The organism is Pseudoalteromonas sp. NZS71_1 (assembly GCF_015864305.1).
Taxonomy (GTDB): Bacteria; Pseudomonadota; Gammaproteobacteria; order Enterobacterales; family Alteromonadaceae; genus Pseudoalteromonas; species Pseudoalteromonas arctica.
This window is the reverse complement of sequence record NZ_JADYXM010000006.1, coordinates 36085-48093: the sequence shown is the minus strand read 5'-3', so window position 1 is coordinate 48093 and position 12009 is coordinate 36085. Positions and strand designations below refer to the sequence as shown.

General features: G+C 38.9%; 13 protein-coding genes. 11 read left to right on the top strand and 2 right to left on the bottom strand.

Going from position 1 to position 12009, the window contains the following annotated elements; translation table 11 throughout:
• The first annotated feature begins 518 nt into the window (after positions 1-518).
• Positions 519-1256: a Crp/Fnr family transcriptional regulator gene (locus tag I6F43_RS10935; RefSeq protein ID WP_024590349.1), complete on the top strand. Its 738-nt coding sequence runs from the start codon at positions 519-521 to the stop codon at positions 1254-1256.
• Positions 1257-1396: 140 nt separating this feature from the next.
• Here the strand turns inward: I6F43_RS10935 and I6F43_RS10930 are convergent, their stop codons facing one another.
• The gene (locus tag I6F43_RS10930; RefSeq protein ID WP_010552595.1) at positions 1397-1588 is read right to left on the bottom strand and encodes a DUF2934 domain-containing protein; all 192 of its coding nucleotides are present in this window, start codon (positions 1586-1588) and stop codon (positions 1397-1399) included.
• Between the two features lie 540 nt (positions 1589-2128).
• Here I6F43_RS10930 and I6F43_RS10925 point away from each other — a divergent pair.
• The gene (locus I6F43_RS10925) at positions 2129-2854 is read left to right on the top strand and encodes an HAD family hydrolase (RefSeq protein WP_024590347.1); all 726 of its coding nucleotides are present in this window, start codon (positions 2129-2131) and stop codon (positions 2852-2854) included.
• Positions 2855-3038: 184 nt separating this feature from the next.
• On the opposite strand, the gene I6F43_RS10920 is transcribed toward I6F43_RS10925, so the two are convergent.
• Positions 3039-3863, bottom strand: coding sequence for a PRC-barrel domain-containing protein (locus I6F43_RS10920; RefSeq protein ID WP_197102253.1), 825 nt, complete (start codon positions 3861-3863; stop codon positions 3039-3041).
• 665 nt (positions 3864-4528) lie between these two features.
• Between I6F43_RS10920 and corA the strand changes: the two genes are divergently transcribed.
• From corA to I6F43_RS10875, 9 genes are all read left to right on the top strand, one after another.
• Positions 4529-5626, top strand: a complete 1098-nt coding sequence (gene corA, locus I6F43_RS10915) for a magnesium/cobalt transporter CorA (protein ID WP_225305725.1) — start codon at positions 4529-4531, stop codon at positions 5624-5626.
• Between the two features lie 180 nt (positions 5627-5806).
• Positions 5807-6046 carry an SHOCT domain-containing protein gene (locus I6F43_RS10910; protein ID WP_008168384.1) on the top strand — a complete coding sequence of 80 codons (240 nt, stop codon included), beginning with the start codon at positions 5807-5809 and terminating at the stop codon, positions 6044-6046.
• 70 nt (positions 6047-6116) lie between these two features.
• Positions 6117-8501 (top strand): phosphoketolase family protein, encoded by a 2385-nt coding sequence (locus I6F43_RS10905; protein ID WP_197102251.1) that lies wholly within the window; start codon positions 6117-6119, stop codon positions 8499-8501.
• Positions 8498-9955 carry a F0F1 ATP synthase subunit beta gene (atpD, locus tag I6F43_RS10900; protein WP_197102249.1) on the top strand — a complete coding sequence of 486 codons (1458 nt, stop codon included), beginning with the start codon at positions 8498-8500 and terminating at the stop codon, positions 9953-9955. Before I6F43_RS10905 ends, atpD begins: the two co-directional genes overlap by 4 nt.
• 40 nt (positions 9956-9995) lie before the next feature.
• Positions 9996-10322 (top strand): F0F1 ATP synthase subunit epsilon, encoded by a 327-nt coding sequence (locus tag I6F43_RS10895; RefSeq protein ID WP_290293871.1) that lies wholly within the window; start codon positions 9996-9998, stop codon positions 10320-10322.
• A gap of 20 nt (positions 10323-10342) precedes the next feature.
• Positions 10343-10696 carry an AtpZ/AtpI family protein gene (locus I6F43_RS10890; protein WP_024607604.1) on the top strand — a complete coding sequence of 118 codons (354 nt, stop codon included), beginning with the start codon at positions 10343-10345 and terminating at the stop codon, positions 10694-10696.
• Positions 10689-11018, top strand: a complete 330-nt coding sequence (locus I6F43_RS10885) for an ATP synthase subunit I (protein WP_024594210.1) — start codon at positions 10689-10691, stop codon at positions 11016-11018. Before I6F43_RS10890 ends, I6F43_RS10885 begins: the two co-directional genes overlap by 8 nt.
• Positions 11002-11691 carry a F0F1 ATP synthase subunit A gene (locus I6F43_RS10880; RefSeq protein WP_024590339.1) on the top strand — a complete coding sequence of 230 codons (690 nt, stop codon included), beginning with the start codon at positions 11002-11004 and terminating at the stop codon, positions 11689-11691. Before I6F43_RS10885 ends, I6F43_RS10880 begins: the two co-directional genes overlap by 17 nt.
• A 34-nt stretch (positions 11692-11725) precedes the next feature.
• On the top strand, positions 11726-12007 hold the full coding sequence (locus tag I6F43_RS10875) for a F0F1 ATP synthase subunit C (RefSeq protein ID WP_010552606.1): 282 nt from the start codon (positions 11726-11728) through the stop codon (positions 12005-12007).
• Positions 12008-12009: the final 2 nt, after the last annotated feature.

The window sequence follows — 12009 nt, the reverse complement described above, 5'->3', positions numbered from 1 at the left end:
TAAAGTTTATCTTATTGTTGAATACATACATCAACATATAACAAGCTTCGTTAAGGGTCGGTTCGTCAACACACATAGTCTAATAGTAGAGCTCTATTTTGTTTTTTATAACAGTGAGTTGTCGCCATGTTATGGTGTGGATTATCTTTAAATTTCATCAACCATTATGCATATATATCAACTAAAGGCAGATAAATTTAGACTATGTGTGTTAGCGTACATATTCGCCTTGTTATATTGAGTATTTTATTATTTCAGTGAAGTACAGCTGGGAGTGTCGGCTTATATTTAAAGTGAATAAACGTATATAAAATAATAAAGGCACCTTAAAATTCTTTAATAAAAATAGAACAATTTTTATTATCAAAAAGCAACGACCTTTCATTTCTAGCGCCTAATAACTGTATAAACAAATCCGAGTTTATTATTAAAATATCCTGACTTACATACTTTCAAAGCCATTACTTTTAGGTTTTATTAGTTATAAGTTGGGCATATAAAAAGGAAATTCACATTAGATGGGTCAATTGAAGAACAAACTGCTTAATGCTTTATCTACTGACGCACAACACCGCATGTTTCCGCTTTTAAAGCGAGTCAATTTATCCCTTGGAGAAGTTATTTATGAAACAAGTGAAAAGCTCGATTACGTTTATTTTCCAATAGATAGTATTGTTTCATTATTGTATGTGATGATTGATGGCTCATCTGCTGAAATATCAGTTATCGGTAATGAAGGGGTGGTAGGTATAGCTGTATTTATGGGGGGAGAAAGCACTCCTAACCGGGCTATTGTGCAAAGTGCTGGTACTGCTTATCGCTTACCCGCTTGTGAATTACGCAGGCAATTTAATAGCGAGCCTGATATGCGTATGCTCATGTTACGTTACACGCAATCATTAATTACCCAAACAGCGCAAACCGCAGTTTGTAATCGTCATCATAGTATAGTGCAACAACTAAGCCGCTGGCTTTTACTATCGATTGACCGTTTACCGAGTAACAATTTAATAATGACTCAAGAGCTAATAGCAAATATGTTAGGCGTAAGACGTGAGGGAGTAACTGAGGCCGCTGGTAAACTACAAAAGCTGGGTATTATCACTTATAAACGTGGTCATATTAGTGTGATAGACCGACCTCAATTAGAATCTCAGTCATGCGAGTGCTATGAGGTTGTAAAAAGAGAAACAGACAGGTTGGAGTCTTATATGGAAAAAAAACCTAACGTTAGAAAACTATCCATTATCAGTTAATATATTTTGGTATCTAATCAGTTTATTTACATAAAAATAAAATCCGGTAATAGCTTCAAAACAGCCCAGCACGTTGCTCATTGAGCCTGGGCTTTAAAATTTGTGTATGTTCTGCTGTTAGTGGGCTTTTTACATTTAACCTACTTTGGTAGTTGTCCGTCTACTTCCTTTTCAGCCTCAAGCCAATCATTTAAGTGATTGTCACCGGTAAAGTCACGATCACTGGCTAATGAGTAAGCTTTAGCTTCAATCATGTCATGTCGGCTGAGACCTTCTTTATTCAAATTAGATTTAGTTTTTGATACTGAATTACTTGAGATGTTATTACTCATGTGATTATTCCTAAAATATTACTCGATAAAATAAAAAACTTAATACCAAATTAAAACATTGAGTGTAGTTACATTATTCTCAATCTTAAGTGGAATGTAAGCTCGATTTATCATAGTAATACCAATGTGCAATAATACTTGATCAATTTGAGGGCATAAACCTGACGCTAACTGTGTTAAAAATTTCTGATAAAGAACAACTAAATAACGAAATTTTTGCCTTGTTATCGACACGGTTTTCTTACCTAAAAATAGCTCACTTAATTAAGCAAATTGGTATAAAAGCAGTACTACGTATAGCTTAAAAGACTATTCTACAATTTGTATGACCGCTTTATCCTAATGGCTTTGCAATTTTGAGTCTGTGCCACAGCGAACATAAATCACCCATTATCTGTATTTATAGTAATTTTGAGAAGGTAACGAGCGTTGAATATATGAGCTTTAATAATCATTGTTTGGCGCGATACCGTACAGAGTCAATATTAATAAACTCATATAATAAAATATAAAGTACTTAAATTATTTTAAGGACAGCGCGTGCAAACAGTTCCCGATATCGTATTTTTACTGGATGTTGATAATACATTGCTCGATAGCGATACTATTTTAAGCCATTTGAAAGATTTTTTAGAAGGTGAATTTGGTTGTGAAAATAGTGACCATTACTGGTCTATTTTTGAAAAACTTCGTAAAGAACTCGGTTATGCCGACTATTTGGGCGCACTACAGTGTTATCGAATGGAACATTCTGATGATCCGAGACTGCATCTGATTTCTTCTTTTTTAATTAATTATCCATATAAAGAAAGGCTTTACCCTAACGCACTTGCTGTGATTGAACATTTACAACAATTTGGCCCCACCGTTATTTTGTCTGATGGCGATATTGTATTACAACCACTTAAAATTTTACGCTCCGGTTTATGGGATGCAGTGGAGGGAAGGGTGTTGATATATGTTCACAAAGAGCAAATGCTTGCAGCAATAAAAGAGCAGTACCCCGCTAAACATTATGTAATGGTAGATGATAAGTTACGTATTTTAGCTGCTATGAAAGCGCAGTGGAAAAATGATTTAACAACTATATTTCCACGTCAAGGACATTATGCCCACGATATTAAGCAGCTACTTACCTATCGAAAGGCGGATACGAGTATTGATAGTATAAGTGATTTACTCAACTACGGTTTTTCTTATAAAGTGGATTTAATTGAATACAATTTAAATTCAAATAAAAAATTGTTTTATATTGATGTGTATTGATGTGTATTGATGTGCATTGATGTGTATTGCTCTTATCTTATTTGAATTTTACCTGGGTTTTACAAATAGCATTTTGAGGAAACGTTTTTAAGTATAAAAGCAAATATCGTCCTTGAATATTTGCTTGGTAAGAGTGTTATAAAAGGCAGATTAAGACACGCTTGTTTTGGAATTTGCGCCTGTTTTAACTTTGTTTATTTACTGTTTTAGCAATTTTTTCCCAGTATGCAGCAAGTTCATAGTGATGAAAAACAGCTGCTTCAAAGTCCTGAGTTATCTCTTTATTTGGCTCATATACCGGCGCATCTTTTATCGCTTTACGAACTAAATCAGTTGAAATTGAGTTGTCGAGCCATTGCACTTCGTAAATCCATGCTGACGGGATAAGTGCTTGATGTCCTCCCCACCAATTGCTCGTTTCAACAATTAGGTAACGAACCGCCCATGTACTTTCTTCAACTAAAAATCCTGATACATGGCCAATGTCTCCGTCTTTAGCGTGTATGTTATAGCCAATAATAGCTTTGCAACTACGAAGATTAGGATCCCCTTTTTGAACATGCTGACTTTTTATACTTTTATGAATTAGATTTGCGCTGCGGGCACCTTCGACACTATGTTCAAAAATGTCATTGCCAGGATATAAGGAGTAGGGATATATCCCGCTTCCCCAAAAATTAGTACCGATCCAGTAATACGGGTATCCATAGTAGTTTAGGTAATCCATTTCATGTTGTCGTGAAACGGGTTTATTAGTATCAATACCAGGACTATTTTTAACTTGGTCTTTACTGATTAAAACAGGGAAAATCTTTTCATCCCAATTTGGGTTTTGCACCGCAATAGGGGAAATTAAAACTTTGCGACTCGATAGCCACGTGCCTGTTTCTACAACAAAATAACGTATCACCCATGCTAGGTCATCAAACAAAAAATCTTTTTCTTTGCCTACAATACCGTCACTAGCAGCGATTGCACAACCTTCTAAGTCTTTCATACTACGTAACATAATAACGATCCTTTTTAGTGGGTTATTTGCATTTGTAATGCATTATTTTTGCAGTTTTTAACGCGCTTTTGCTTATCAAGTGCTTTCTTCTTATTTAGGGCACGTTTATCTTTTGAGGTTAAACATGCGCAGCCCTTTGGGTTAATTCTAGAGCGTGAGCTGGATGCGGAAGCTTTGCTCGGTTTTTACCGAGCCCGCTAGGTTGCAAACCTTGCGCCGCGATTAAATAGCCTCTAGATAGAATAAATTTCTATCTTAAAAGGTCAACAGACCCTAATGCTTATCTATAAAAAACCATGCTTTATAAGCTGTAAAGTACAAACGATAAGTAGATTAATATTTCCAGTTTCGGCTTTTGAAAAACAAAGGTCTGTGCGCTGACGAACAAGCAATGTTATTTTTCATTGATTTTTAGGTAGCGCTATAACAAGAATAATTAGAACGTGCGAAGTGTATTTTTAAAACTGGCATTATATTTGAGTGTTAGCGCACGGACTCTATGCTTATTTTTGAGTAGCGTGGCTTTGTGACTGACTTTTATTCGCGCTGTAAGTGTTGAGAATACTCACTTTATTCAGCTAACTTTAAATAAAGTAATCGAGCATATAATGTTAATACATAATAAAAAGAGAAAGTTGGGTGCTCCAGCATTGGGGCTATATAACGTGCGCAAGTCGAGAAAACATAAATATAACACTATTTCTGGGCCGTCACCCAAAGTTGAATACGTTGCTGGTGTTTTAGCGCCAACAAGATCAAACAATGCTGTTATACGTTATATAGATTATTCAGCTAGCCGTATAGAAGCCAAAGAGGTTAGCGATATTGATGAGTTTTTAAAAACTCCCCAACCTGAGTGGGCAACGGTGAGGTGGATCCACGTGAGTAATACAGACTCTTATATTGTTGGTTTACTTCAACATCATTTCGCATTTCATACGCTCACCGCAGAAGATATTTTACATGTACCTCAGCGACCTCGTATCGAATTTTTTGACGATCATTTATTTGTTGTATTAAGCATGTTGAAGCTAGAGACGCATGAGCCCAATAATACAATTCTTGATATTGAGCAAGTTAGCTTACTTTTATATGACAATGTTTTACTGAGTTTTCAAGAAAAACCAGGAGACGTGTGGCAATCCGTTCGCGGTCGTTTGCATACAGAAAATCGTCGTATTCGCAAAAATGGTACTGGTTATTTACTTTATGCATTACTTGATGAACTGGTTGATAAATGTTTTCCGGTACTTGAACAATATGGCGATATCCTTGAGGAACTTGAAGTAACAACACTTGAAAATCCAACTCCCCACGTACTGCACCATATCCATAGTATTAAACGAGAATTGGCATTATTAAGAAGAATTGTTTGGCCTATGCGAGAGGTTATCGACCATTTGTATCGCGAGGAAGGAGGCAGAATAGATGACTCTACGCGCCCTTACCTTAGAGATGTGTATGAGCATAATATTCAAATTGTTGAAATTATTGAGTCATACCGTGAAATGGTAAGCGGTTTAAGTGAGCTATACATGTCAGCTATTTCAAATCGTATGAATGAAATTATGAAAGTGCTTACTATTATATCTTCTGTTTTTATACCGTTAACATTTATAGCTGGAATTTATGGAATGAACTTTAAATACATGCCAGAGCTAAACTGGACTTGGGCATATCCCGTTTTGTGGTGTGTTTTTATTTTGATAACGGCAGCAATGATATTTATTTTTTGGCGTAAAGGTTGGCTTAATAGAAATTAACTTTAATAGAAACAAAATTTAATAGAAACAGCAAGTATATGCTCAATAAAACAACTGCTTATGATTAACAATAATAAATGCGTACGCTAGCGAACAGAACCAATAATATCACTCACTTACACTCATTGTATTAATTGGGGTGTAAGTGTTTTGCGCTCCATATTTTAAGTGGAGATTAAAATGGGTCATGAATTTTGGAGTGAGTGGTACTCAGGTTGGGGTTGGTTTTTATGGTTTGGTATGTGGTTATTGCTCATATCGAGTTTAAGCCATTGGGGTTATAGCTACCGAACCCATAGACGCTATGGGTTAGAGTCTAATAAAACAGCAATTGATATTCTTAATGAAAGATACGCCAGCGGCGATATTGACAAAAAAGAATTCGAGCAAAAAAAACAGGACATAACTACCACTGCGTAGTTATTGCGCTGGCTAACCCTCGCCATGCTCTTATATAGAGCATGGCTTAAGCATTTTTGGATGCGACAAGATGGAAACCCTGCATATGATTCTTCCTTCATTAACATCAAAAGAATTAGAGTTAATTGACGCATATTGGCGTGCCACGAATTACCTGTCGGTAGGTCAAATTTATTTATGCGATAACCCACTTTTAGAGCGCCCACTGATACTAAGTGATATTAAAAATATGTTGCTTGGGCACTGGGGAACAACACCCGGGCAAAATTTTATTTATGCGCATTTAAATCGTGTTATTAAAATACACGATCTAAATATGATTTATGTATCTGGCCCAGGGCATGGCGGGCAAGCTATGGTTGCTAATACCTATCTTGAGGGCACCTACAGTGAAATTTACCCTGATATAAGCCAAGATAAAGCAGGTATGCAAAAACTGTTTTTACAGTTTTCGTTTCCCGGTGGCATTCCTAGTCATGTATCGCCCGAGTGTCCTGGCTCGATTCATGAAGGTGGCGAGCTGGGCTATTCTTTGAGTCATTCGTTTGGAGCTGTATTTGATAATCCAGACTTAATAGTTGCTTGTGTGGTGGGTGATGGTGAGGCAGAAACAGGGCCTATTGCAACTGCATGGCATTCTAATAAGTTTCTTAATCCTATCAGTGACGGTGCTGTTCTCCCTATATTGCATTTGAATGGGTATAAAATTGCGAATCCTACCGTTTTAGCGCGTATTACCCATGAAGAATTAGAGCAATTAATGTTTGGTTATGGCTGGAGCCCTATTTTTGTTGAAGGACATGAGCCTGAGCTAATGCATCAGGCTATGGCTAAAGCACTTGATGTCGCAATACATCAAATAAAAAAAATAAAAAAAGATGCTCTCGATAATAACGATCCAACTCGTCCACGTTGGCCAATGATTATCCTCATTTCACCTAAAGGGTGGACGGGTCCAAAGCTCGTAGATGGTTTTCAGATAGAGGGAACATCGCGTGCGCATCAGGTTCCTATTTCTAGCCCATCAGCTCATCCAGATCATTTGCAATTATTAGAAAGCTGGCTGCGTAGCTATCATCCAGAAACACTTTTCGATTCACAAGGGCGTTTATTACCAGAGCTTGCTGAATTGGCCCCAACGGGGAATCGCCGTATGGGAGCAAATCCTCATGCGAATGGTGGGTTGCTGCTAGAAGATTTACATATGCCTGATTTTCGCGATTATGCATGCGAAGTAATCTCTCCCGGTATACGCGGAATTGGTGATACCAGAGTTTTAGGTCCATTTTTGAGAGATATAGTTGAGCTTAATGACGAGCAACGTAATTTTAGAGTATTTGGACCCGACGAAACAGTATCCAATGGTTTAGGTGCACTGTTAGAGGTAACCGATAGACAGTGGAATGCAGCAACCCATAGCAACGATGAGCAGCTTTCGCCTAGTGGCAGAGTAATGGAAATGCTGAGTGAACATCAATGCGAAGGTTGGCTTGAAGGATATTTATTAACCGGCCGCCATGGTTTATTTAATAGTTATGAAGCGTTTATTCATATTATTGACTCGATGTTTAATCAACATGCTAAATGGTTAAAAGTGGCGGCAGGTTTACCATGGCGTAAAAAAATCGCTTCACTTAATTATTTACTGGCATCGCATGTATGGCGACAAGATCACAACGGTTTTACCCATCAAGATCCGGGTTTTATCGATCATGTTATTAATAAAAAAGCTGAAATTGTGCGCGTTTATTTACCGCCTGATGCTAACTGCTTGCTGTCGGTAATGGATCATTGTTTGCGAAGTCGTCATTACGTTAATGTCGTTATTGCAGGCAAGCATCCTGCGCCGCAATGGTTAGATATGGTGGCAGCTGTTAAACATTGCGAGGCAGGGATTGGCATTTGGCAATGGGCGGGTAATAGTGTAGATGCAACACCTGATGTGGTGATGGCTTGTTGTGGTGATGTGCCTACATTGGAAACGATGGCAGCCGTTATGATTTTACTCGAGCATTTTAGTAATCTTAGAATCCGGGTTGTTAACGTGGTTGATTTGATGCGTTTACAGCCTAATACCGAACATCCTCACGGGTTAATCGCAGAGGATTTTGACACTCTGTTTACTATTAATAAGCCGGTTATTTTTGCATTTCATGGCTACCCAACGCTTATTCATAGGCTTACGTACAAGCGTAATAATCATCATAATATTCATGTTCGCGGGTATAAAGAAGAAGGCACTATTACAACTGCTTTTGATATGACGGTATTAAACGAGATTGATCGTTTTCATTTAGTGTTAGACACACTGGAACGCCTGCCAAACTTGGGTACAAAAAGAGACGCACTAAAAAAACAGCTTGAAGAAAAGCTTGTTGAGCATAAAAAATATATTAATAAGCATGGGCAAGATCTCCCTGAAATTCGTAATTGGCAGTGGCAGGCGCATCAATGAATTTTGTAGCTCAATCCACGATTAGTAAATTTGAAAATCTCGGTACAATTACCGCTATACGCGGCAGCGTAATTGACGTGCGTTTTGACAAGAAGCTACCTGCGATTAATTCAATGCTTAGTGCTGGCGAAAATAAACAGTGTATTTTTGAAGTGCTAGAGCAGCGCAATGAGCATCATGTAAGAGCAATTGCGCTCACGCCTACACAAGGACTTGCGCGTGGCATGGAAGTTGTTGACAGTGGCGGACCGTTACTTACCCCTGTTGGTAAAGGAACCTTATCGAGAATGTTTGATGTGTTTGGTAACACGCTTGATGGCGGTGGTGAGCTTAAAGATGTTCAGTGGCGCTCTGTACATAATAAGCCAGTGCCATTAACCGAACGGTCAACCCAATCAGAGATTTTTGAAACCGGTATAAAAGTAATTGATCTGCTGGTGCCGTTAGAACGTGGTGGCAAAGCGGGATTGTTTGGCGGTGCAGGTGTTGGCAAAACAGTGTTATTGACTGAAATGATTCACAATATGGTGGGCAAGCACAAAGGTGTTAGCCTATTTTGTGGCATAGGTGAGCGTTGCCGTGAAGGCGAAGAGCTTTATCGCGAAATGAAAGACGCGGGCGTTTTGCCAAACATGGCGATGATTTTTGGGCAAATGAACGAGCCACCAGGGAGTCGTTTTAGGGTGGGGCATGCAGCTTTAACTATGGCTGAGTATTTTCGTGATGATGAGCAGCGAGATGTGCTGTTGCTAATCGACAATATATTTCGTTTTATTCAGGCAGGCTCTGAGGTATCGGGCTTAATGGGGCAAATGCCTTCAAGGCTTGGTTATCAGCCTACTATGGGCACAGAGCTTGCTGGGTTAGAAGAGCGAATTGCCAATACACAAAATGGTGCTATTACTTCTATTCAAGCGGTGTATGTACCTGCCGATGATTTTACCGATCCGGCCGCAGTTCATACATTTTCGCATTTATCGGCTTCTATTGTGCTCTCTCGTAAACGCGCAAGCGAAGGATTATTTCCGGCTATAGATCCCCTGCAATCTAATTCAAAAATGGCGAGCCCCGGGGTTGTGGGAGAGCGCCACTACTTACTTGCACAAAAGGTACGTAGCACCTTAGCGCAATACAATGAACTCAAAGATATTATTGCTATGTTAGGGCTTGAACAGTTATCAGTTGAGGACCGCAACATTGTTGGACGCGCAAGGCGTTTAGAGCGTTTTCTTACTCAGCCATTTTTTACAACAGAGCAATTTACTAGTTATAAAGGCAAACTTGTTAGCCTTGATGATGCGCTAGATGGGTGTGAACGCATTTTAAATGATGAATTTAAAAACGTGCCAGAGAGTGCACTTTATATGATAGGTGCCATAAGTGAGGTCAAAATAAAATCCACAGTAAATAATAATGAGGATACAAGCGGTGCCGCAAACTCAGATACACCTTAAATTATTGCTGCCATATGAGATATTTTTCGACAGGCATGATGTGACTCATGTTGTTGCCGAAACAAGCGAAGGATCGTACGGATTTTTACCCAATCGCCTTGACTGTGTTGCGCCACTAACCCCAGGTATTTTGACATTTAATTGCGAAAAAGACGGTGAGATATTTGTAGCCGTAGATGAGGGCGTATTAATTAAAACAGGAAACACTGTGCTGGTATCGGTGCGAAGTGCCATATTAGGTACTGATCTGGCGACACTTCGCAGCGCTGTAGATAAAGAGTTTTTGGCACTCAATGAACAAGCACAACAAGTAAGAACAGTGATGGCTAAATTAGAAAGTAGCTTTTTAAATCGTTTTCGACTTTAACCACTAAAAGCTATTTATTTATGACAAATAAAAAAGACGACCTAGGTTCAAAAGACTCACAAAGCAGTTCATCAACACTTGCAGAACAAGTAGAAATAAAAGCCCAGCGTAAGCTAAAAGCAAGGCTTAACTCTCATCAAAAAATATGGTTTGGTTTAGGAATGATGGGCCTTATTGGTTGGTCGGTTGCAGTGCCTACCATACTTGGTGCAAGTTTAGGTGTGTATATCGACTCGCATTATGCCACTGAGCGGTCATGGACATTGGCTTTATTGGTGGCGGGTTTGGCGCTTGGGTGCTTTAACGCGTGGCACTGGATGAGCAAAGAAGACAGCGCGATACATCAAGAGCAAAAGGATGACGAAGATGCATGAGCTAGTTGGCGTATTAATTATTGTTAGTGTAGGTCTAATGCTTGGTGCCTTATTTTTTGGTGGCCTGTGGTGGACGGTGCAAAAAAGTATGGTATCGACTCACCCAGCCCTATGGGTTGTGCTGAGTTTATTTATACGCATGGCAATTACTTTAAGTGGCTTTTATAGTGTGATGACGAGTGACTTATTATCAAAATCTTGGTTGCAATTACCACTGTGTTTATTTAGCTTTTTGATAGCCCGTTTTATTACCACTTATGTTACCCGTACTGCATCAACCTCTCATTTAGCAAAGGTGACACATCATGCACCTGAGTCCTGATACGGTTATTTATTGGCAAAATGGTTTTTTAAAACTCAATGCAACCATCGTTTTCACTTGGGTTTTAATGTTGGTTTTGGTGATTAGTTCGATATTGATAACCCGTAAGCTTTCAACCACGTTAAAGCGTTCTCGTTGGCAAAATTTTTTAGAAATTATAGTAACGGGGATCACACAACAAATTGAAGACGTAGGCTTGAATGACGCTAAAAAATACCTTGGTTTTTTAGGCACACTGTTTTTATTTTTAGTAACCGCGAGCATGTTCACCATTGCTCCGGGTTATGAGCCACCCACGGCGTCGTTATCGACTACAGCAGCACTGGCGCTCACTGTATTTATTGCAGTGCCTTTATTTGGTATCAGTGAACAAGGGCTTGGCAATTACTTAAAATCTTATATGGCTCCTACTTTTATTATGTTGCCATTTAATATTATTAGCGAATTATCACGGACACTTGCTCTGGCTGTGCGGTTATTTGGCAACATGATGAGCGGGGCAATGATCATTGGCATTTTGTTAACCATTACACCCTTTATATTCCCAATCGTAATGACGGCACTGGGTTTGCTTACAGGCTTAGTACAGGCTTATATTTTTACTATTTTAGCCGCTGTTTATATTGCTGCGGCTACGCGCTCAGTAAAACCAGCCAAACAACGAGTTAATTAATCACGTATTTCTACACATCATACTTGGAGAGAACATGGATAGCATGACAATGATAGCAATGGCATCAATCGTTATTTCAGGAATTACAATTAGTTTTGGTTGTTTAGGTCCATCGCTTGGCGAAGGTAAAGCAGTAGCAACGGCATTGAGTGCATTAGCACAGCAACCTGATGCATCAGCAACTATTACGCGCACGCTCTTTGTAGGGCTTGCGATGATTGAATCGACCGCAATATACTGTTTTGTCGTGTCGATGATTCTTATTTTTGCCAATCCGTTTTGGAACTACGCTATCGCACAAGCTGCAGGAAGTTAAAC